The organism is Polyangiaceae bacterium (genome assembly GCA_020633205.1).
Classification (GTDB): domain Bacteria; phylum Myxococcota_A; class Polyangia; order Polyangiales; family Polyangiaceae; genus JAHBVY01.
In genome coordinates, this window is the sequence record JACKEB010000010.1 from 1,355,945 (window position 1) to 1,378,843 (window position 22,899).

The following is a 22,899-nucleotide window of genomic DNA, read 5'->3' on the forward strand; positions in this document are numbered from 1 at the left end:
CGTCGCGGATCCGCTTCACGAGTCCTTCCGGGCGGCCATGATGCTGCCAGGCGGTGGCGTGGTCGTGCGACGACCAGACGCGGACTCCAGCGCCATCAGGGCACGCTGCACGGCTTCGCGAACCAGCGGCTCCGATTCCGACGTCAAGCGTGCCTTCAAGAGTTCCAGCGTGCTCGCACCACCGATGCGCCCCAACAAGTCCGCCGCGAGACGTCGAACATCCCACGCCTCGTGATCCAGGCAGGCGCCCAAGTGGGTGACAACTCGCGGGTCCCGCTGGTCAGCCAAGACTCGCACTGCTGATTTCACGACCTCGGAGTCGGGATGACTCAGCGAGTCGATCAAGGCTTCAATGGCGCGTCCCTCCTGACCGGAGCCGTGCAGGCTCAGGCGCCCCAGCGCCTCAACTGCAGACACCGCCGCCATCGCGGGCCCAGATCGGGCCAGTGGCTTGAGCACGTCGAGAGCCCGCGGGTCTGCCGTATCCCCGAGGGAATGAAGCGCCGCCGCCACCAGGATATCGTCGGTTGAGTTGTCGATCAGCTGGAGCAGCCGCTCCACGCCCGCCGGGCTCCCCTCGGGGCGCCGAATACGGCCCAGGCTCTTGACCGCGGCGAGCTGCACATCCCGCTCTTCGTCGGTAAGTGCGAACACCACGATCTCCACGCCGCGCTCGCTAGGGATACGGCTCAACGCCTCGACTGCAGCGCGTCGCACCGCGGTGGAGGAGTTGTTCAACGCGTCCGACAGGTAGTTCAAGTCGTCCTCGAGGCTACCCAGCACCTCGCCGCCAAGGCTTGCGATCAGAGTCGCCACGAGCAGGCCGCCGTCGGGCTCCGAAGCGTGCTGCCTTGCAAGTTTCCTTGCGGCAACGGGAAAGCTCACGGCGGAAGCGTTCAGGCTCTGCACCGCGGCCGCGCGAAGGCCCGGCGCCACATCGGTACGCAGCCAGCGAGACGCCGGCTCGAGCGCGCGCTCGTCATTGATCTCGGATAACGCTAGGAGCGCGGCTTTCACGACCGCAGGCTCGCCGGAGTTGAGCCCCTCCAGCACCACGTCCGTGCCCCGCCGGTTGTCGCTGCCTTTGGTGGTCGCCAAGAGACGCCCGAGCAGCGTGACTCCGGCAATACGCGAGGTGCGCGGACCGTCCGCAGCGAGCTTGATCAACGCAGGCACGGCGTCCGCACCGATCATCAAGAGCGCCTGCTCGGCTTCGCCGGCGGTCGCATCGTCCTCGAGTGAAGCGATGGCGGCGTCCGCTGCGTCGCGACCTCCCAGAGCGCCGCAAACCAGCAGCGCCATGCGGCGGCTCGCTTCGTCATCACCAGGTGTCGTCGCGAGGTGAAGCAGCTTCTTGCGCGCTCCAGCGCTAAGCCCTTCGAGCGCGCGGCGCACAGAACCCTCCGCGGAGACGCCGGTTGCGGCCAGGTCGCTCACGCTCTGCAACGCCGCATTCCAGGTGGCGCCACGCGCGGTGTTCAACGCGCTGACCAGTGGCAACGCCGCGCGAGGATCCTGGCAGCGCCCTGCCGCGATCAACGCTGAGCGCGCGAGCACGCGATCACTGAGCAAGGCTTCGACCTGCTCGAAGCGCAGCACGACCCCAAGACGGTTCAAGCCGTCGAGCGCTGCCAAGCGCATGAACTGATCCTCGGAAGCGAGGCATCCCTCGAGCAACGACACGGCGCGCTCGATGGAGGCCGTGCCGATACCTGCAATCGCCTCTACCGCGGCCGCGCGTACGTTCGGGTCCTCATCCTCGAGCAGCGCTTCCAATCCGACGAGCGCAGTTGCCGCGCCCGTCATCGCCAGCGCTTCGGCGGCCAACTTGCGACCGTCCGCATCAAGGCTGGACAGCGCCTGATTCAGCGCGGAAACGGCGGGCTCACCATAGCGACTGAGCGCCTCCACGGCTGCATTGCGCAGGCCTACGTTTTCTCCGGGTTGCAGGGCGGCGACCAGGGCGTTCAGTGACTCGGCATTGGGAGCAAGGCGCCCCGCCACTGCCACCGCCTCTTTGCGCACCCGCCAGTCCGAGTCGCCCAGCGCCTGCATCAAGAGCCGGACCCGATCCGACCCTCCATGGCTCACCAAGAGTGACGCAGCTTGTCGGCGTTGCTCTGGTTCGCTGGAGATCAGCGCCACCTCGAGGTCGGGAAAAGATATCACGTAGCGGCCTTGTTTCCTTGGGGAAGTTGCGCAGCCTGTTGCAGCTCGCCGGTATCGAGAGCCAAGGTCAGCTCATCAAAGCGGCCCACATCCAGGACGAAGGTGAGCACACCCTCGTGGCTTGTCACTCCGACGATACCGCGTACGTCGTCCCCGGAGCCCAAGCTCGGCGCAGGACGCAGCGCCTCCCCCGCGGTACCGAACACTTCGGTTACGCGATCGACGATCAACCCAACGGTGCGCCCTGCGCAGTCGACCAAGATCCACTTCTCCCGTCGGTCGTCGCGGGCCTCGTTCACACCGAAGCGTGCCCGCAGGTCAATCACGGGCAGCACCTCACCGCGATGATCCGCAACCCCCGCCACCACGAAGGGGGCATGGGGCAGTTCGGTCAGCCCAAGTGGATTGACGATTTCCCGCACGGAACTGATGGGCACCGCGTAGCTCACGTCTCCAACCACGAAGCCCACCAGACTCTTCGCGGAAACCGGACGGTACTTCTGGCTCACTGCAACCCCCGTTCAGGTGGCAGGTCCCGGTCGTAGAAAGCCAACTCCTCAGCCACGGTTGCCTCCGGAAACGATGCTTCCCAAGTTCAGTAACACGACGACACCGCTTGCCGGACGCGCAATCCCCATCACGTGCTCGGAGACGTCGCCGCCGAGCACCGTTTGCGCGATCTCGATCTCCGCTTCCGCAAGGCGGATCACTTGCTTGACCTCGTCCACCATCAAGCCGACCACTTCCCCGGAATTCGCGATAGCCAACAAGATGCGGCTACGTCGGGAGATCGGCGCCTCCTCGAGTCGCATGCGGCGCCGCAGGTCGACCACCGTGACCAACAGCCCGCGCACGCTGCACACACCGATCACGTCGCGGCCCGCTCGCGGGACTTCCGTGATCGGCGGGGGGCTGAGGATCTCGCGAATCCGCGTGAGCGCCACGGCGTAGACCTCACCGGCGAGGACGAAGGCAAGGTATTCGCGAATCACACCGCGATCCTCCGACACCTGCTGGGCGATCGCCTGCGGTGGCTTGTTGGTGCGTGTCAGCTCAGCCATTGCTCCTCATCAGCTCCCGCGGAGCGTCGATGCCTGCCAGCACCTCCTCGATCAACGCTGCCGCATCCAGCACTAGACCAACCTTCTGATCCTCCATCTCGGTGGCGCCGGCAAAGCCACGCACCGAGGCGAGGGTCTCACCTAGTGCCTTGATCACGATGTCTTGTTGGCCAACCAGGTGGTCAACCACCAGCCCGAGCCGCCGATTGCCGACCTCCGTCACCACGACGAAGCCTCGACCGTCCCGCGTGCCAGTCAGCTGGAACAGCTGACGGAGTCTGCACAGAGGAAGCGTGGTCCCGCGCAAGGTCATGACCTCGCGACCATCGACCACGCGGATACCACGCTCATCGAAGGCGATTGCCTCGCTCACACTGGAGAGCGGAATGGCGAACACCTGACTTGCTACGCGGATCACCAGGGCACTGACGATGGCCAAGGTGATCGGCAGCGTAATGGTCATCTTCGTGCCGATACCGCGCTCGGAGTGCACGTCGATGACACCGCCAAGCTTGGCGATGTTCGTCTTGACGACGTCCATGCCAACGCCCCGACCGCTGAAGTCACTCGCCTCATCGCGAGTGCTGACGCCGGGCAAGAAGATCAACGCCAAGATCTCTTCGCGAGTGAGGTCGCCCACGTCCTCGCGGTCGACCTTGCCGATGCGCACCGCTTTTTCCAGCAGCGCAGCTTCGTCGATACCGGCCCCGTCATCCTCGATCTCGATCATGACGTGGTTGCCTTTTTGATAGGCATTCAACGCGATCGTACCCGCCGGCGGTTTCCCTACGGATTCGCGCTGACGTGAACTCTCGATGCCATGGTCGATCGCGTTGCGGATCATGTGCATGAGCGGGTCGCTCAGCTCTTCCACGATCAGCTTGTCGATCTCCGTCTCGGCGCCGGTGATGACCAGGCGAATTTCCTTCTGCACCTCACGGCTGATCTGCCGCACGACACGCGCCAAGCGATCGAACACTTGGCCTAGCGGCACCATGCGAACCTCGAGGATGCCCGCCTGCATCTCGCTCAAGCGACGATCGAAGGTGCGGTGCAAGCGGTGCAGCTCCGAGGCCAGCTGGCGCATGCCTTCGCCGCGTAAGCGCTCCGCCGTGCGGGAGAGCGCGCCGCGCACAATCGCAAGCTCACCTACGATGTTCATCAGATGGTCGAGCTTGCGGATGTCGACGCGGACCGTCTGAGTGACGCTGCGCAGGCTGCCCTGCGCTTCCTGCGGGGCGATCTCGGAGTGGCGCGCGCGTGGAACGACGGACTCCGGCTTCGGAGGAACGACACTCGTGACCGGCCCTTGCCCAGTGAGCCCCGGCGGCGGAATGGTTGCGCTGGAGATGCGGCGGCGAGGCACCTCCTCGATCACGATGTTCTCCGCCCCCAGGGAGGCGCGAAGCGTCGCGAGGTCGTCGGAAGACGCCATCAACAGATCGAGTTCGATCGTGTCCGGACTCGTGGCTTCGCCCGTAGGCAAGTAGGTGATGATCTCGCCGTGCGCCTTGCCCCGTTGCTTGATGTCCTCGAGCGCTTTGTCGATGGTCGCGAGATCGAAATGCACCCGGAGCCGAAACAGGCCGAGGCCCTGTTCGACGTTCGAGCGCAGCCGGTGCTCTTCGTACTCGGTGAGCACGGCCATGATGCCCGGATCAAGGTCGTACTCCGCGATGGGGTGAGAGACGGAAGGCGCGGACTGCCCCATGCTCGCGATGCGCATGAGCAGCTCGTCCAGCTGGGGGATGGGCTCGTCGCTGTGCTCTCGCTCGGCGGTGAGCACGTGACCAAACAAGTCGACCGCCTCGAACAGCAAGTCTAGGACATTCGCGCTGAGGTTTATCCGACCGAGGCGCAGGTCATCAAGCACGTCTTCGAGTTCGTGAGACAGCTGCCCCATGCGGCTCGCGCCGAACAGCCCCGCTAACCCCTTGAGGGTATGTACCGCGCGGAAAGCCTCGTTGACCAAAGACGGATCGCTACGACCGCCCTTCTCTGCGGCGTCGAGACTCAGCAGGCTGCGGCTGAGCTGCTCGATGATCTCTTGGGCCTCGCTGAAGAACTCTTCGCGGGCCTTGTCGCCGATCTCAGCCACCGTCTTTACCTTGGTCGACCTTCGCCGCCTCCAGCTGCTTGACGACTTCCTGGCACAGTGCCTCAGGGCTGAATGGCTTGGCCAAGTACCCGGTGGCACCGAGCTTGAAACCGCGCTCCATGTCCTTTTCAGATTTCTGTGTAGAAATGAGCAGGACCGGCGTCGCGCGGTGGCGCTCGTTCTTGCGCATGAATTGCAGGAGTTCGAGCCCGTTGATGTCCGGCATGTTGATGTCGGTTATCACCAGGTCGTACGGCCCGCGGGGCAACAGACGCAGGGCGTCGAAGCCGCTGCCCGCCTCGACCACCTCCACCTCTTCGAGCTGCGGCTCCGACTCCAGCGCGCTGCGCACGAAGGAACGCATCGACAACGAGTCCTCGACCACCAACACGCGCATCATTTCTCTCCCTTGGGCTTCTCCGCCGTCGCATCGGCGGCTCCGGCGTCGGCAGGCGCGGGAGGTTCGAGCTCGTAGTTCTGCATCAACCAGTCTTCCAGGTCGCCCCACAGCTGAGGAGCATCCGCTCCGACATGCTGCGCGGAGTGCCGGGAGGTAGCGTACTCCTTCAGCGTGCTGTGGCGCGCCATCTTCACCAGAGATCCCAGTGGCGTACGCGAGACGTTGTCACCATTCCCGGAGGCGAAAAAGGTGGGGAGGCCGCGTACCTCGGCGTAAGCGTGATAGACGTCCTGGCCTTCAAGGCGCGCCCCAGGGCACACCAGGCCGAGAGCAGCGACTTTTGGCTGTCGCGCCGCAACCTTTGCGACCAACGTTGCGCCGAGGGAGCTTCCGATCAGCACGATGTGCTTGGGCTCAGCGCCTTGGAGGCCAAACTGAATCGCTGCCTCGATGTCCTTCTCCAGGTCTGGGATTTCCTTTTGGGTCATGGCACCCCAATCAAGAACCATCCCACCCGCCGCGGACTTGCTGTCACCGTGACCCCGTAAATCCACGTTGACCACGCGGTACTGCTTCGGCGCCGCCGCCAGCCGATCGAGCAAAGGAGCCCACTCGTGCCGATCGCCTCGAAAACGGTGGACCAGCACCAGTAGGGGCGCGGTCTTGGAATCCGCAGGCAACAGATCCGCCTTGAGCGGGACCGTATCCGCGGCGGCAAAGCTCACCACTTCGAGCTTGGCCGCTTTGGGCACATCGCCAGCACTCGCGGAACTGACCGCAGCGCTCTGGCTGGGTTTGGGGGGGAGGCGCTCCTCCTCGCAGCTGCAACCAGCGCCTAGCCCCAGCGAAGCCAGCACCAACGCCAGCGACGCCAAGCGACGTGAGGCCCTGCTCCTCGCCCCCGAGAGTTGGATAAACCTGCGCATTCGCAGGAGATGTTAGCCTGGAAGCGGCTCCGTCCCCAGCCTGGATTCAGAGCTCTTTGGCAGCTCCAAGCACACCTGGGCGCCCCCCGACGGACGATTCTCGGCCCACGCCTTGCCACCGTGAGCCTCTGCGATGCGCCTCACCAGGGCCAATCCGAGCCCGAGCCCGCCGCCGCGCCGTCGGTGAAACGCCTGAAACGCACGCTCGAGCTCGTCCTCGGGGAAGCCGGGGCCCACATCCAGCACTCGAACCAAGAGCGCCCCTTCGTCGGTCGACTCGAGCTCGATGCGCTCCACACCCCCGGCATGGCGGCGCGCGTTCTCCAGCAGGTTGGCCAGCGCTCGGGCGATCAGCGTTGGGTCGACGCGCACCTCCGCGCGGTCAGTCGAATCCGCGATCGGCACTTCGTCTAGTCCAGCGCGCTCTCGAGCGCGTTCAACCAAATCAGACAACGCCAAAGTGCGCGGGTCGAGCTGTTGAAAGTCGAGTCGGGAGCTTGCGATGAGTTCGCTCATCAAACGGTCGATCTCGAGTACCTCCTGTTCAACGTCGTCGAGCAGCGGGCTCTCCGGGTTCTCACGCAAGAGCTCCACGAGCACGCGCAGGCGTGCGAGGGGTGTGCGCACCTCGTGGCTCACGGCGGCAAGCAGCTCCTTGTGCTCTTGAAGCTGGCGCTCGATGCGCCCCGCCATGTGATCGATCGCCTCCGCGAGCACCCCCACCTCCCCGGCTTCGCGCGGCGTGAGGTGCGTACGGCTCGAGAGCTTGCCTTCGCCGATTTCACGAGCCGTATCGACGAGTCGACTGAGCGGCAACGTAAACCGCCGAGCGAAGAATCCTGCAGACATCCAGAGCACCATCGTCGCGATGCCCAAGGTGATGAAGAACGTGCGGACCGCGTGCGGGGGCGCGTGGCTCCGCATACACACGTTCACCACCCCCAACTGGCGACTGGCGTCGCGAACTGGGGCCACCATATCCGGATCCTCGCAGTGACCGCTGGCCTCGAGCACCTTCCCGCCCGCGTCGACCACCTTTATATCCACACGGAAATTTTTCACCATCGAACGCACCAATGCGTTACGCTCGACCGGTCGTTCCCAGACACTCGCGAAGCTCTCGCCCACAAACTTGGAGATGCCAGTCTTCTCGGCCTTCCAAGGCGCCGCGCCGCCTACCAAAAGGCGGCCCGCCGTCCCAGCGACGAACATCATGAGCAGTAGCGTCATCCCCAGCCAGAAGAACAGCCGGCGATGCAGTCGGGCTTTGAGCCAGAATCCCCAACGCCCACCATGATGCCAGTGGCCGTGGCCGTGCGCCCAGTGATGGCGCGCCCAGTGTTCGCGCTGGAAGCGCTGCATCCGCTCCAACCGCTCCCTGCGGCGTCGGTGTCTGCTCTCGCGGTCCCTCATACCCGCCACACTGGGTTGCACGCGCCCGGCCGAGCCACGTCAGCTGCCCACCGCGCCCGCCGCGAACACATAGCCTACACCTCTTACCGTGCGGATCCGTTCCTTGCCCAAAGCTCCGAGCTTCTTTCGCAAGTGGGAGACGTGCACATCTACCGTACGCTCACCAACTGCCACATCGCTACGACCTGCCTCATCGAGCAAGCGCCCCCGCGGAATGACCCGGCCGGGGCGGCGCATCAACGCGACCAACAGGTCCAGCTCGAGGCCGGTGAGCTCGAGCCATTCCCCATCCAGCTCTGCGCGGCGCTCGGCCGGGTAGACCACGAGGCCATCGATGCACAGGCGCTCGTCCCCCAGCTCGTTGCGAACACGCCTCAGCACCGCTCTCACGCGCGCCAGGAGCTCGCGAGGACTGAAGGGCTTAGGCAAATAGTCATCCGCTCCGAGCTCGAGGCCCACGACGCGATCGGTCTCATCGCCCTTCGCCGTGAGCATGATCACGGGGATGCTATTATCCTCGCGGATCCGCTTGAGCACCTCGAGGCCGTCCATGCCCGGCATCATCACATCGAGCAGCACCGCGTCGTAGGCGCCACGAGCCAACATGCTGAGTCCCGAGCGACCGTCGGCGGCGTGCTCGGAGACCACGCCGTTTTGGGTGAGAAATCCCTGCAAGAGCTCATAGAGTCGCTTGTCATCATCGACGATCAGTAGCTTCACGTAGGCTCCCAGCTCCTCAAGTAGCAGCCCGACCGTGGCGCCGCTAGGCAGCGCTCACGGCATCGCGCGGGGAGGCGCGAACAAACAGATTGCGGCGCTGCCATCACGGGGGTCATCGGTGTCGTAGGGAGAGCGAGATCAGGGACGTGCGGGCGGCGGAGGCGCTGGCGGCTGTCCGGGCGGCGGCGGGGCGGCCCAGTAGGGAGACTGCCATGGCCCGTAGCCCCATGCGTCGGGACGCGGTGGACGGTAGTCCGGCGTTGACTGAGCGCGCCGGCGATCTGCTGCGTCGAGGCATACGTCGGCCACGTGGCGCTCGAAGTAGCTCCGGCGCATGTCGTGATGACGATGCATACGAAACGCCATACTCGCGAAGCCACCGGCAAAACCAAAGAAGGCTCCGAGCACCAAGAGCAGCTTGAGCACACGGTATCTCATATGTCTCATCACCAGCGCTCCTCTCTCTGCCAACGACCGAAGGGCAGCTCTCCGCGCTCGATCCAGTCCGCAAGCTGCGCGCGCTGACGCTCATCTAGTGCTGCGTGGGTGCGACTCAGCGCACCGACGCCGGTCTTGCGGAACTCGCTCAAGAGGTCGTCGTGTTGCGCGAACAACTGACCAAGTCGCTCGACGTCGAGCTCCTCGGCCCGCAGCGCTGCAGATATTTCCTTGCGGCTATCCGCAAGCTGGCCACGTAGCTTACGGCCGCCATCCATCACTTCGCCAATCGCGGCCTGAAGCTCTCGCTCCTGACCCGGGCTGGTCTCGAGGCGCTCGAAGACACGGCGCATCGCCATATCCCTGAACCGGCCACCGAAGCCACCGCGGTGATGTCCAGGGTGATGGTGCCCTCCGCAAGCATGAGGCCCGCCCCAGCGCTCGCCTCCACCGTAGGCGAATGCCATGCGGTGCCAACGTTCACGGCGAATCACCGCGAACAAGCCTGCCAAGCAGGCCGCTCCAAATAGAAATCCAAACATCGAGGCTCCTTTCAGTGTTTGCTCGATGACTGGAGCTTGGTGCGAGCGGGTTAAGGCCAAAGCTCGGCGAGTGTTAAGAAGTGTGTCGGCACCAACGCAAAGAGCCAGTCCCTGATGGGCCTGGCTCTAGCAGGATGCTGAAAAACTCCGTTTTTCAGCATCCTGCGCGCTTATCCGCGCGGATCTCTGAACCACGCTCTCGCAAAACCCCATAGAAGTGAGGGTTTTGCGAGAGCGTGATCTGGCCGAGTTGTGCGCGGGCACGGTTGTTGTTGTTTGGCAGGGTGTTTTTCAACACCCTGCTAGATCGATTGCGGCGACGAGTGGCCGCGAAGCTCAGCGGTAGGGGTTGAACAGGGGATCCTCCTTGGGCGGAGGCGGGGTCGGCGGCTTCTCCTCGACGGGCTTTTCTTCCGGAGGCTTGTCCTTGGTCTTGGGCGGAGGCGCCCAGCGGTAGTATCCGCGCGGTTTCGCCTTGCTGTCCTCTTCGGGCTCAGCACTCGCGGAAGGCGCCGCGCTAGGCGCGGCGCTCGCGCTCGCGCTCGCTGTCGCCGTCTCCGCTGGCTTGGGCTCTGCTGGCGGAGCAACGGCGGGCGCCGTCTCCACCGGAGCCGAGGCGGTTGGCATTGCCGCCGCAACCTCGGGTTGGCCGCGGTTGCAGCTCCTCACCCCAAACAACACAGCGACCACACCCAAAGCAGCAACACCGATGAAAGCGAACATCCAGCGCCCACGCTCGGGCGCTTGCTCCGGAAGCTCACGTACCTCGAGGATATCGGACACATCCTCCAGGGACTCGGTGGAATCGGGTGCAGGCTCTAAGCTGCTGTCCCTGGTGAGCGCCTCGCGCACCAAAGCCTGTCGCCCCTCGAGCGAGTCCCCCAAGACTTGCTTGCAGTAGCTCGCAACCGTATCTCGCGAAGCCAGCGAGTCCAATTTCCGCGCGGTTTTTTCAAGGGACTCTGCGAAATCGGCACAAGTCGGGTAGCGATCATCAGGCTCTCGCTCGAGGGCCTTCATCACGGCAGCCTCGAGCTCTTCGGGCACCGAAGGTTCGATCTCGCGAATCGGCGGCACTCGGTCGTTCAGCAGTCGCGTGAGCGTGTCGACCTCGTTGCTGCCACGAAACAGCCGACGACCGGTGAGGGCCTCCCACAGGACGATTCCAGCAGCGAACACATCGGCGCGGCGGTCCACGTCCTTGCCAGTGGCCTGCTCGGGCGCCATGTACGCGAGCTTGCCCTTCATCTGCCCGACGCGTGTCGACGTCAGGCGTTGAGAGGCCCGCGCGATCCCGAAGTCGAGGATCATCGAGTTGCCGGACGTCCCAACCAGGATATTCTGCGGGGAAACATCTCGGTGCACCAACCCGCGCGGGTTGCCGTCGGCATCCGTCAGCTCATGAGCCGCATGCAGCCCTCCCAGCGCGTCGAGCACGATGCGAATTGCGATCCCCGCATCGACGCGACCGTTTTCCTCGTGCTGGGCAGCGAAAACCAAGAGGTTCGACATGGCGCCGCCCTCGACGTACTCCATCACCAAGCAGAGCCCCTGCGGTGTCTGGTCGATGTCGAGCGTGGGAACGACGTGGGGGTGCCTGATCTCCGCGACGAGGCGCGCCTCGTCGAGGAACATATTCACGAACTCTTTCTCTTCCGAGAGGTGCGGGTGCAGCCGCTTGATCGCAACCAAGCGCTGGAAGCCCCCCAACCCGCCAAGGTACGCGAGATAGACCGTGGCCATCCCACCTGACGCGAGTTCACAGATGACCTTGTACCGACCGATTCGCTCACCGGCTTCGATGCTTTGCTGCACGCTCATCGCGTTCCTTGGGCGCCCTCCCGGCGTGCGGAAAAATTCCGCTTCAAATAGTGTTTCTCAACCGCGTCACGCCCGCAAGCCCCGCTTTCGAGGCTAGCGAAGCTTTCCCCAAGGCGTTCCGCGCCTCAGCTTGATCTTCGCTGATCCTCCGACGCTGATCCTCTCACGCTGGCCTTTGATGCTGCTGTTCACCTCTGACTCTCGACGTTTGGCGGGACGTTCGACTCACTGACGTGTTTCACCCCAGATCGTGTTGGGGGGAGCGGCTCTTATTTTTTCCAAAGCCAGCACCTTCCACAACCTCTCCCGCCTTCAGGCGCCAGCGCCGCCGCTTTTTTCCCGACGAGCTGTTTCCCGAACCCCGCGCATGTACGCATCGCTCCCACCTGCACGTGGGTCGTTGCGGCTGGTGGAAGTGAGCGGGCCGCTCGCCCGGCATTCGCCCGGCGGCGTGCGGGAGCAGCTGGGTTCGCCCGCCTCCCCCTCCCCCCCTCACCACCTCCACACGCACGCGCCGAGTCACGCGAAGCCGCCCTGAGGATGAGTTTCTGAGCCGCGGCGAGAAAAATCCGCCTGCCGGTTCTCGCCGAGCTGGCCTGTGATTGAGTCAGCCTGAGACGGGCGTGTGCCACCTGGAGGTTTCCGCGACGACGGAAGATTGTGTCCCCGCGCTCCCCACGCGGAAATTCGTCGGCTCAAGGGGAGAATCGAACGGCATTCCGCAGCACAACGTTGCGTCCCCACGAAGCACTCGCGAGTTGTGCCATCTCGCTGCTGGAGGCAGCCGTCGAGAAAGCGTGTTAGTGGCGAGCACGCTCCGTACCCCTCTCGCTCGCGCCTCGGCGCGACGGCAATAGCTCGCGCCACCACCGGCGCTTCGGAAAGGACCCCCATGCGTCGCTCGATCGCCCTGCTCGCCTTGCTCGCCTGCTCCGTCCCCGGCCTGGATGCCGCGGCAGCCACCTGGCACAAACCGACGACCCATCAAGGCGTCGTGGCGACCCAAGGAACCAACCTTTCGAAGCTAGCGAGTCAGTACCTCGAATCCGCAAGGAAAGACTTGCGGCTCGGTAAAGCCACGCTCGTACTGCAGCGGGAGCTGAGCCTACACGGCAGCAACACCGTGCGCTTCGCTCAAACCCATCGCGGGTTGCCGGTTCTGGGGGCGGGCGTCGTCGTGCGCCTGGACGACTCCGGAACGATCTCACGCAGCGTGGTCGAGGTGGCGGAGAGCCTGAGCGTCGATGTCGCGCCGAAGCTGAGCCAGGGCGAAGCGCTGGAGCGCGCCGCGCAGTTCGGTGTCAATCGCAGCCTGGCGGCACCGCGCTTCTTGCTCGCGGTGCTCCCGTCCGCCCAGGGCGCGGGCTTCTTGGTGTGGCAAGTGGATGTGCCCAGCGCGAAGGGCGGCTTTCGCTACCTGATTGACGCACACGACGGCACGTTGCGCGGCGGCGGCCCCCTGGGTCGCTCGGTCATGGGACGGGTCTACGACAAGGATCCCGTCACCACGCCCACGCTGGTCGACAAGGAGCTTCTCGAGCTGGTGTCGGGTACGCCGCAGCACCTGAACGGCTGGAACGGCAATCTCACCGTAACCAACTACGTCAGCGGCGATCCGAATCAGGGTCAAGTGGTCGTCGAACAGGTGCTCGAGCCGAACTCGGGAGAGGACTTCCTCTATGACCCGCCCACGGATCCGAAGGACGCGAAGGACGCGTTCGCCCAGGTCAACCTCTACTACCACCTGACGCGAATGAAGGCGTTCTACGAGACCGACCTCAACATCGACATGAGCGCCTCCAGCTGGAAGTTGGTCGCGGTCGCGAACATGCAGGAGAGCGGCTCGCCCCTCGACAACGCGTTCTTCTCTCCGCAGGGAATCAACTCCAGCGGCTTCAATGCGCCAAACATGATTGGCATCGGCCAAGGCTCGAGCGTCGACTTCGCATTGGACAGCGATGTGTTCCTGCACGAGTTCACCCACTACGTGAGCGACAACGCCATCGGCTACAACGGCGGTCAGACCCAAACCAGCGAGTATGGTCTGTCACCTTGGGGCGGCGCGATCGACGAGGGCATCAGCGACTACTTCGCTTGCACGGAGAACGAGAGTGCCGTGCTAGGCGAGACGTCGCTCGGCGCGCTTGGCGCGGAGCGAAACCTCGAGGACACGTCCAAGAGCTGCCCGAGCGATCTGATCGGCGAGGTGCACGCCGATGGCGAAGTGATTGGTAGCCTGGGCTGGAGCCTCCGCAAGGAGTTTGGCAAGTCGGTTGCTGACCGCCTGGTATGGGGCGCCGCGAGCCTCTTGGTGAGCAGGTCGACGCTCGGCGACTTTGCCAGGGGCATCCAGCAGACCGCGGCCGAGCTCGAGACGGCCGGCGACCTCACCAGCGCTGACGTAACGAAGATCGACGACATGATCGCGGCGCGCGGGCTCGACGACTGCGACAACGAACTCACCCTCGAGGACGGCCAGCCGATCGCCACCAACATGCTGGGTCTAGACATCGTCGCCAGCTTGCTGGGCGGCAGCTGCCAGCAGGCGAAGCAGTACGTCAGTCTCAGCAGCCTGTTTCACTTCCAGGCCACCCCGCAGGCTGACGCGAAGGGGATTCGCTTCAACGTGAACTTGTTCCCGGAGCGCACCAACGGCCTCGACTGGGGGATTTACGTGCGGCGGGAGCAACACGTCGGCTTCAAGAACACCGGGTTCATCCCCGAGGTGAGCACTTACGACTACGCCGTGGAGAATCTCGACACGCGAACCGGCGAACTCGTGATCGACGAGAACAGCAACCCGCCCTTCGACCCCTCCGTCACTTACCACATGGTAATCGGGCACCAGAACTGTCCGCTGAGTTCCCCCGAAGTCAGCTTCGACAGCCTATCGGAGACGGGCAGCGGAGGCGCCGGCGGCACCGGCGGCGCAGCCACTGGCGGCACCGGTGGTAGCGTTGGCGGCAGCGGCGGCAGCGCTGGCGCCATCACGGCTGGCGGCACCGGTGGCACCGGCGGCACCGGTGAGGCAGAGCCCGCGGATGAGACCACGGGTTGCGGCTGCTCGGTCCCTGGCACGTCGTCCACGCCGGCAGGTTCTCTGCTCGGCCTGATGCTTGGGCTCGGCGCGCTGATCCGTCGGCGCCGCAAGAGCTGAACCGCTACGAAGCACGGGGGGAGCTAGCTCCCCCCGGCTCTCCTTCCGCGACCGACTCTCGCGGCAGCAGCTCTCGCAGAAGCCACGCTTGCGCAAACAGCGAGTTCTCGATCGCATTCAGACGCTCGACGCTGCGCCCCAGTAGCACCAGCGGCAAGCTGATGAACAACAGGTTCCCCACCGCAAGCAACATCAGAGTCGGACCGGCGCTGAGGGTGGCGAAGGTGGTCTTGATCCAAGCTGTGGTGTCTCCGCCGTATTGCGCGGGGAGCAGCCCCAGCCCCATCAGCACGCTTGGGATCAGCATGCTGCCGCACGCCAGCGCAACGTGTGCCGCGAGGAAACGCGGTTGAGGACGGCTGTTGGTCACCAGCACGACGCTCACCGCCAGGCTAAACCCGGGAACGTAGATCCAAGGCCCAAGTAAGCAAGAGAACGCGCCAGTGATCAGCGCCAACAACGTGCCGTTGACCAAGAAGTGCTTCGGTTTGGTCCAGCCGAAGAAGCCCATCATCGCCACCCAAGCCGCGCCCACCAGGCCGAACACCAAGAGCAACGCGAGCTGTGCGCCGGAGACCCCTGGGAACGCCAGCAGGAGCGCGCCTTGGACCAGCAAAGCCAGCCCGAAAGACAGCGCGCCGAGACGCGACGCCCGGGCGCGCTCCGCCGCTCTCAGCCTGGCATACTCCCCGCCCGCAGGTCCCGCGAACACCTCCTCGGCTCGCTCGAAGAGCATTCCGATCAGTCGTAGAGCGGCGTGATCCTGAGGGTCGAGCGCCAAAGCCCTACTGAGCTCTTGCACCGCACGGGTTCGGGAACGGCTCGCGCCATCGGGCGATAGCAACGCATCAGCAAGCGCGAGTTCAGCGGCGACACGGTGCGCCCTCGCCCTCAACCGATCACGTTGCTCGACAACGTGTCCGCGAAGCAGCGCTTCGAGGCGCTCTGAAAGCTCACGCGGACTCGCGACGCGTGCTGCAGGGTCCTCCGCACAAGCCTCCGAGGACAGTAGGCGAAGGTCGCGCTCGAGCGTGCTGCCGCTGAGCCGAGCTTGCGGCCCAGCCGGGCTCAGCCAGGCATCGACCAGCTGGTTCAAGATACGACCAAGCCCCCAAACGTCCGAGGCCGCGGTTGGCGTTTCCCCACGGCTCAGCTCTGGGGCGCGCCGCTCGCCGTCTAGCCACGCCTGGGCGACGGGTACTTCGCCGGAAAGCAACGGGGCAAACAAGGGGAGCTCTGCGGCACGCCTCAAGTCGATGCGCGCGCCCCCGGTCGTTTCCCGCGGTGGCTCGGCGGCCCACCAGTCAGTCACGTAGACATCACCAAAGTTGCCAAGTAGCAACGCCTCCGACTGGAGGTTGGTGTGCAGCATGTCGCGACGATGCGCAGACTCGATCACAAGACAGGCGTGGGAGAAGTCGCTGAGCAGACGCTCGAGAGGATACTGGGTGACAACGTCTGGTGCGCCAGCGGCGATCCCATTGAGCACCTCCGCCAGGCTTTGCCCGTCGTTGTACGCGAGTACGAGATACGGGGGATCTTCACACGCGGTGTGGATCGCGAAAACGCCTGGATGCTGTAGCCAGGTCAAGGCAAACGCGGTGCGCACGAAGCACGCATGTGCGCATCCTGCATCCACATCCGTACGCGGGCGCCTCAGCACGACGAAACGCTGAAGCACGCCGTCGTATCCGCGATAGCTTTCGCTCCACTCATCACGTCGAATCAGCTCTCCAACGCTGAAACGACCGCCGGGCAGCAGCTCCATCTGGGCGACGTCCATGGCTTCGCTGGCGCGAATCCCCGCCGCCTCCGCTTCCTGCCCCCGCACGATTCCGCAGTGTAACGCTCCCTGCCTCAGACGCCCAGCTCTGAAGCCATCGCCCGCGCCCCGGAATCGATCAGGGACCCACTCGATCACGACCGGCCCGGACCGCTCCGCGAAGTCATACAAAGGTGAGCGCGACGAATCTGCGGTTAGACTGGTTTCCGCGGCGGTGGGCCGCTGCTACGCTGAGTTCGTCGCTGGCCGGCAGGCGGGGACCGATTGGGTGGGGAACGAGGTTTATCGGAATGAGTCGCGACGCGACCAGAAGGCCCTCGGCGCCTCCTGAAGAGCTTGCGTCAGGCGTGCGAGTGGAAACCTTGCACCCCAACGGCGAGGCTCCGGTGCCCAAGGCGCCCTCGGCTTCGAGCAGCTTGGCGGCTGACGAAACCCTGGCTGCAACCAACACGCGCACAGCACTCGGGATAGCGCTGCAGAGCCGTCCCACGCGCTTCGATCCCATTGGGCACCTCGACGAGGGCGGCATGGGCGAGGTGTTGCTGGCGGTCGATAAGCCGCTTAGCCGTCTGGTGGCGGTGAAGCGCTTACACGCGCGCTTGGAACACAACCTCGAGCAGCGCGCGCGCTTCACCCGGGAAGTCCGCATTCAGAGTCGGTTGAATCACCCGGGCGTCGTGCCCCTGTTCGAGGCCGGTTCGAATCAGGGCCTGCCCTACTTCGCGATGAAGCGGGTGCACGGACGCGTGCTGAGTGAGATCTTGGCATCGAGCCGACTTGGTGACGAAGCGACGCTTCAGCGCTTCGATCAGCATCGCCTGCTCCAAGACTTCGCGCGCCTGGCCTGGACAGTCGCATTCGCGCATAGCCAGGGCGTAGTGCACCGAGACATCAAACCCTCCAACGTGATGCTCGGAGAGTATGGCGAGGTGTACCTCCTCGACTGGGGTGTCGCGAGCCAACCTCGAAGCGACGCGTCGGTGGTGACTCCCCTCGGCAACGCCCCCGCTGACCTCACGGACCCGACCCAGGCCCTCGGCACCCCGGCATATATGTCGCCGGAGCACGCGCGGGGGGGAGGTGAGGTCGAGCCGAGCAGCGACGTGTTCGCCCTCGGGGCGATCCTGTTCGAGGTCTTGACGCACAAGCGCCTAAACCCCGGCTCGGGAGCCAACGAGGCAATGCAGCTCGCGGCAACGCCTACCGAACGGCGTGCGCTGGAGCTGATGACCACAGCCGGAACGCCGCCGCCGCTGCAAGACCTCGTGCTTCGAACCATCGCGTTCGAAGCCAACGAACGCCCGAGCGCGCGAGAACTGGCGACCAGCGTGGAACGTTTCCTCGCGGAACGCATCGACTTCGAGGACCGTCGGCAACGCGCTGAGGCGGAGCGGGAACAGGCAGTGCGCTTGCTCGCCAACTCCGAGCAAGGCCACGTATTGGATGCGCTGAGAGCCCTGAATCGTGCAAGCGCGCTGAGCCCGAACGAAAGTGACGCGCCCAGCTTGCTCGCTCGCTTGTTGCTGCGTGCCGACGCTCTCGACCCTCGCTACCTGATAGACCTGGACTCGCGCCTGCAGGCTCATCGCACCGACGCCGCGCGCTGGTCCTTGCGAGCGATGCTACCTGTCGGTGTCTTCGCGGCGATGCTGATCTGGCTGGCCGGTGGTCTGAGGCTCGCGATCCTGCCCGCAATGGTCTCGTTCATGTTACTAGCTGCGTGGCTGACCAGGGCGAGCCGACAGTCTCGGCTGCCTGACTGGCACTACTACGTCAGTGGACCGCTTGGAGCGCTGGCCGCGTCGAGCTTGGCAGTGGTCGCAGGCCCATTCGCACTCCCACCGCTAGGTGTGCTCGCGCACTTTCCCCTGCTGTTCATGAACTCTCGCGCGGGGCGCAAGATGCGGGCAATCCAGATAGCGGTCGCGCTCGCGGCGATCTACGTGCCGTTCGCGCTTCAGCTCGCTGGTGTCCTACCAAGTACTTACCACGTAGAAAATGGCGTCTTGATCATCACCCCCATGGGAATGGAGGTGACAAGCACCAAGCTTTGGCTCTTCGTTGCAGGCGGAAGCCTGGTGCTCACGACGGCAGCTTTGGTCTTCCTTGGGCGGCTCTCTCAGCAAATGGAGCGAGCCCAGCGCCAGCTGTTTGCGCAGCGCTGGGTTCTGGCGCGCATGGTGCCCCAGCTCGCTCAGTCGATGGACTCACCGGCTGCGAGCCAATCCACGCAAACGCACGACTCGAAGACCGCCAAGGGGAGGCCTAGCACCGGGTCTGCTGGGGTGGGACAAGCGCCCGAGCAGGCCGGTGATGCGAAGAAAGCTGCTGCCAAGTTGGTGAAGGGCGATCGATAGCAGCCGCTACGTCTACACGGCCAGGGTTCGCCTGTGGCCCCCTCCCCCACGGAGCATTAGACCGGCTATGCTTCGCCGGATGTCCGTGCTCCAGGAAGTCTTGCTCCAGACCTCACCGTTGCAATCGGCGCTGCTGCGTAAGTTGGTTCGACTCCCCGCCCCGATTCAACGCAAGCTAGCGGGCGGACCAGCTCCAGAGGTCGACGGCAATCGCCTCGCCCCAGAGGTCGAGCTGCTGCTCGCCGCGCTCAACGCCGTTGGTGAATCCACACCCAGCGGAGAATCCGTCGAGCGCGCCCGGCGAGAGGTAGCGATCACATGGCCTCTGCTCGGTCCGAAGTCGCCGCCCATGCATACGGTGGAAGATACGTTCATCGCCAACGCTGCGGGCAACCCGATGCGGTTGCGGAGCTATATTCCGCAAGGAATCACGGAACCCTCTCCGGCGCTCGTGTACTTTCATGGGGGTGGCTGGGTGTTGGGTGACATCGATACGCATGACCCCGTTACGCGTTGCCTCGCGAGCGACTTGGGCATGCCCGTGTTCTCCGTCGACTATCGCCTCGCGCCGGAACATCCCTTTCCAGCGGGCCTCGAGGACGCGCAGCTTGCATTTTCGTGGGTACGCAAGCACGCGCCACGCTACGGCGTGGACCCGGGGCGAATCGCCGTAGGGGGAGACAGCGCAGGAGGGAACTTCGCTGCGGTGACCTGTCAGCAGCTGCTGCTGCGCGGAGAAGCAACACCCGCGGCCCAGCTGCTACTTTACCCTGGCACCGACTTCCGCCTACAGACGCGAAGCATGCAGGTCTTCGCCAAGGGCTATGTGCTCGAACGAGCGAATATCGACTGGTATCGAGAGCGCTACTTTGGCGATCAGGATCCAACCTTGGACCCCCGGGGCTCGCCAGTGCTGGCACCCAGTCTCGCCGGGCTCCCTCCGGCGGTGATCGTCACCGCGGGCTTCGATGTCCTGCGAGACGAAGGTGAAGCCTACGCGGAAGCGTTGAGTCGCGCGGGTGTTTCCGTGGAGTACAGCTGCGCCCGGGACCAGATTCATGGTTTTGCGAACATGGCCGGTGCCGTGCCAACGGCTCGCCAGGCACTGCGGGACGCGGCTGCGCGGCTTTCCCGCTTCTTGGTTGCCTAGCGTGCCGACGGCTCGCCTACGCGCAGCCGATCGGCCAGCGCGCCCAGCTCGCTGACGCTGGAGTGTTGCCATGCGGGATCCGCAGCCGAACGCCAATCACTGCGCCGGAAACACCACCCGTTGACACGCCTGTGGTGGCACTCGTTGGCGCGCGCGGTGTCCCCACAATAGTTGGGGAATCCCGCGCACTTCCGATGCGCGCACCAGCCCGTAGGCGCACACTCTCCCCTTGCCCTGGCTGAGCTGTGCTTTACTGTCTCGAGTTCGTGGACTCGAAGCCCCATAGCGCAGACGCACTACGGCCCCCGCGACCAGCTTCGACCGAGGCGGATGGTGAAGACCCCGCTCGTCCCGCGCCTCACGTGGCACCCGCGTCACACATCGCCCCGCGCCCCAAGAAGCCTGGCCTGAGCCCCAGCGAGCAGCGCAGCAACTCGCTGGCGCGGCTGCGTGCGGCGGCGATGGATTTGGAGAAGGAGATTTCCCATAAGGAAATTGAGCAGGAGCGCCTCTCCAAAGAGATGACCGAGGTGCGCACGTTGCTGGTGCAGCAACACCGGGCGCTCGAGGCGCTGAAGGATCAGCTCTCGACGGAGCGAGAGCACGCCTCCGAGCAGCTACAAGCAGCGCAACACGCTAGCGAGCACCTGCAAGAAGAGCAGGATGCCTTCCTCGCCCTGCTTCTCGACGAGCACGAACAAGAGCTCGCCCGGCTTCGCAGGGAGCGCGACGAGGCATTGGCGCAGAGCGCCATGGCGGAACACACCCGGCGCCGAGTCTCTGTCGAGCAAGACTTGGCAGCACGCATCGACTGGCTGCGCGGCGAATGCGACGAGGCGCGCCGCAGCGCGGATGAAGCGCAGCGGACCACAGAAGCCGCCGAGCAGCGAGCAGACACCGCCGAGCACCGCCTCGGAGAGGCGGAAGGCGCGCTGAAGCAGGCCCGTGGTGAGCTAGACGAGGTACGGCGTGAGCTCGCTGCCATGAAGCGCGAACTCACCGAGGCGCGCCTCGGCGTCGCAGAAGCCAAGTCAGAAGCTCAAGATGCGCGCAGGGAGCGCGATCGCTCCCATGAGCAACGCAATCGCGCCGTCGAGGAGATCGAGCGCCTGCGCAACCTGATTTCAGGCACTGATCTACGACAGCGCCCGACAGATCCGGCACTTCAAGCAGCCAAGGTCGACACTGCGGGCGCTGTGCCCAACGTGCCTCAGGGAACCGTCGCGAGCCGAGAGACACCGCGCGTGGCGCCGGAAGTGGGAAAGCGCGACACGTCGACGGCACCTGCCGTGCCCCGGCCGGAGCCGTCGTCCGAGTCGAAGATCGCGCTCGGCCGAGTGGAACTGAAGAGCAGCTCTTCCAAGCTGAGGCCCGCGGCGCCTGTGGAGGCCACTCCGGTCGCAGCTGACAGCGATGGTTCCGTACGGCAAACGAAGCCCACGACGCCGAGCATGCCGGCGATGCGTGCTCAGCCGTTTCTCCCTCCCGCCGCATCCCCCGTAGCGACACCTGTCGCGGTCCCTCGCGCGTCCCACGAGCTTGAAACGATGCCGCCGCCTGCTGGTGCGAGCGACGAGCCAGAATTCGAGGTCGGGTACGCTTCCGCAGAAGATCTCCTCATTCCCCTCGAGGAAGAACAGCTCGAGGCAGCGGCCCTCGACATGACGAGGGACCTCGCTTGGGAAGGCGTGGACGACGAACCGGAGCCAAACGAGCGCCGCTCATCTCGCCCCGTGGGTCCAGCAGAGCGCCCGCCAGTCATGCGTCAAAAACCGATGCTCGAGCGTTCACCCGGTGGCTACTCAATGCCACCGGACGCGTCGGGGACCATCGAAGTGCTGCATCCCCTGGGCCCCAACAAGCGCTGAGCCCCAACAAGCGCTGAGCCCCAACAAGTGCTGAGCCCCAACGAGCGCTGAGCGTCAGGGCGATCCCGACGCTCCTCCTTTGGTCCTTGCGGGCGCTTGCGCTGGTCGTTGCGACATCTTGTCCTGCCAAAGGGAGTGGGTTTGCCCCGACGAGGCGAGTTGGGTAAGCCCCCTCGGTGAGTTCCCCTGCGCCCCGTTCCACCGTCTACCGCACGCTTGGGGTGCTCGCGCTCGCGCTGTTCAGCATTTGGGCGCACATGATCGCGCTGTTCGTCGTGGTGATCGTGATCATCAGCACCGCAGCGCTGCCCAAGCTCGACGCCAAATCAAAGCGGCTGCTCCACGGACTCCACGCGCTTGCTTTGATCGCGAGCCTGGTCGGCTTGGTGCGCTTCGTGATTCGCGATGCGGTTCCTGGAGTGGTCGAGGCCGGCGATCGGGCAGCCAGCAAGCAAGCAGTCTCCAAGCTGCGCGGGCTCTTGGTCGCGGAGGACGTTCTGAGGCGCCTGCATCGTGTCGATCCGGACGGAGACGGAGTTGGGTCAGCCGCGCTGATCCCCGAGCTCGGGGGCGACGTGCCGCTGCGCGACCAACCGGCGCTCACGGCACCGCTGCTCAACCGCGAGCTGTCGCGACTGGTGGACACGCCGCTAGGTCCCGCGGCCCACGGTGGCGCCTACCTGTACATCATCTGCCTACCGCGGGTTGGCGGCGGCTGGACGGCCCGCCCAGGGGACCCCATCGACGACGAGCAGGCAGAGCGGCGCTGGGTCGGCTACGCTTGGCCATCGGCAGAAACCCACGGCCTGTATCAAACGTACTTCATCGACGAGCACGAGCGCATCCTCGAGTTCGCCAACAACGCCCCCAAAGAGCCGCGCTATCTCGGACCTGACAAGCCACCCGGCTGCGACGCCGCGCTGGACGGAAAAGAGTCGTGGACAGCGTGGCATGGCAAGAAGCCACGCGACCACCTACCGGGGGACAAGCCATAAC

The 22,899-nt window shown here is 65.0% G+C and carries 17 protein-coding genes; 5 read left to right on the plus strand and 12 right to left on the minus strand.

The genetic code is table 11. The features are described 5' to 3' along the window. Positions 1-15 precede the first annotated feature (15 nt). The 11 genes from H6718_05665 to H6718_05715 all read right to left on the minus strand — a co-directional run bounded on the left by H6718_05665 (position 16) and on the right by H6718_05715 (position 11,588). A complete protein-coding gene (locus tag H6718_05665) occupies positions 16-2,169 on the minus strand; it encodes a HEAT repeat domain-containing protein (GenBank protein MCB9584862.1) in 2,154 nt (717 codons plus the stop codon). Then, positions 2,166-2,630, minus strand: coding sequence for a chemotaxis protein CheW (locus H6718_05670; protein MCB9584863.1), 465 nt, complete (start codon positions 2,628-2,630; stop codon positions 2,166-2,168). Before H6718_05670 ends, H6718_05665 begins: the two co-directional genes overlap by 4 nt. A gap of 96 nt (positions 2,631-2,726) precedes the next feature. Beyond that, a complete protein-coding gene (locus tag H6718_05675; protein MCB9584864.1) occupies positions 2,727-3,230 on the minus strand; it encodes a purine-binding chemotaxis protein CheW in 504 nt (167 codons plus the stop codon). Further along, complete coding sequence (locus H6718_05680) at positions 3,223-5,328, minus strand: chemotaxis protein CheA (protein ID MCB9584865.1); 2,106 nt, start codon at positions 5,326-5,328, stop codon at positions 3,223-3,225. Before H6718_05680 ends, H6718_05675 begins: the two co-directional genes overlap by 8 nt. Next, positions 5,321-5,728: a response regulator gene (locus H6718_05685; GenBank protein ID MCB9584866.1), complete on the minus strand. Its 408-nt coding sequence runs from the start codon at positions 5,726-5,728 to the stop codon at positions 5,321-5,323. Before H6718_05685 ends, H6718_05680 begins: the two co-directional genes overlap by 8 nt. Further along, positions 5,725-6,654, minus strand: coding sequence for an alpha/beta fold hydrolase (locus H6718_05690; GenBank protein ID MCB9584867.1), 930 nt, complete (start codon positions 6,652-6,654; stop codon positions 5,725-5,727). The genes H6718_05685 and H6718_05690 overlap by 4 nt, the downstream gene beginning before the upstream one ends. A 12-nt stretch (positions 6,655-6,666) precedes the next feature. After that, positions 6,667-8,016 carry a HAMP domain-containing histidine kinase gene (locus tag H6718_05695; GenBank protein ID MCB9584868.1) on the minus strand — a complete coding sequence of 450 codons (1,350 nt, stop codon included), beginning with the start codon at positions 8,014-8,016 and terminating at the stop codon, positions 6,667-6,669. A 90-nt stretch (positions 8,017-8,106) separates the two neighbouring features. Continuing rightward, complete coding sequence (locus H6718_05700) at positions 8,107-8,787, minus strand: response regulator transcription factor (GenBank protein ID MCB9584869.1); 681 nt, start codon at positions 8,785-8,787, stop codon at positions 8,107-8,109. A 138-nt stretch (positions 8,788-8,925) separates the two neighbouring features. Continuing rightward, entirely contained in the window at positions 8,926-9,234 is a 309-nt protein-coding gene (locus tag H6718_05705; GenBank protein ID MCB9584870.1) for a hypothetical protein, read from the minus strand. Next, positions 9,234-9,767, minus strand: a complete 534-nt coding sequence (locus H6718_05710) for a periplasmic heavy metal sensor (GenBank protein ID MCB9584871.1) — start codon at positions 9,765-9,767, stop codon at positions 9,234-9,236. The genes H6718_05705 and H6718_05710 overlap by 1 nt, the downstream gene beginning before the upstream one ends. 336 nt (positions 9,768-10,103) lie before the next feature. Next, the gene (locus H6718_05715; GenBank protein ID MCB9584872.1) at positions 10,104-11,588 is read right to left on the minus strand and encodes a serine/threonine protein kinase; all 1,485 of its coding nucleotides are present in this window, start codon (positions 11,586-11,588) and stop codon (positions 10,104-10,106) included. An 892-nt stretch (positions 11,589-12,480) separates the two neighbouring features. Here H6718_05715 and H6718_05720 point away from each other — a divergent pair. Continuing rightward, on the plus strand, positions 12,481-14,745 hold the full coding sequence (locus H6718_05720) for a hypothetical protein (GenBank protein MCB9584873.1): 2,265 nt from the start codon (positions 12,481-12,483) through the stop codon (positions 14,743-14,745). 4 nt (positions 14,746-14,749) lie between these two features. On the opposite strand, the gene H6718_05725 is transcribed toward H6718_05720, so the two are convergent. After that, on the minus strand, positions 14,750-16,576 hold the full coding sequence (locus H6718_05725) for a hypothetical protein (GenBank protein ID MCB9584874.1): 1,827 nt from the start codon (positions 16,574-16,576) through the stop codon (positions 14,750-14,752). A gap of 242 nt (positions 16,577-16,818) precedes the next feature. Between H6718_05725 and H6718_05730 the strand changes: the two genes are divergently transcribed. The 4 genes from H6718_05730 (at position 16,819) to H6718_05745 (ending at position 22,898) form a co-directional block, all read left to right on the plus strand. Continuing rightward, positions 16,819-18,885, plus strand: coding sequence for a protein kinase (locus H6718_05730; protein ID MCB9584875.1), 2,067 nt, complete (start codon positions 16,819-16,821; stop codon positions 18,883-18,885). Between the two features lie 79 nt (positions 18,886-18,964). After that, entirely contained in the window at positions 18,965-20,035 is a 1,071-nt protein-coding gene (locus H6718_05735) for an alpha/beta hydrolase (protein ID MCB9584876.1), read from the plus strand. A gap of 245 nt (positions 20,036-20,280) precedes the next feature. Further along, the gene (locus H6718_05740) at positions 20,281-21,903 is read left to right on the plus strand and encodes a hypothetical protein (protein ID MCB9584877.1); all 1,623 of its coding nucleotides are present in this window, start codon (positions 20,281-20,283) and stop codon (positions 21,901-21,903) included. A gap of 176 nt (positions 21,904-22,079) precedes the next feature. Beyond that, positions 22,080-22,898: a hypothetical protein gene (locus H6718_05745; GenBank protein MCB9584878.1), complete on the plus strand. Its 819-nt coding sequence runs from the start codon at positions 22,080-22,082 to the stop codon at positions 22,896-22,898. The last annotated feature ends 1 nt before the right edge of the window (position 22,899 follow it).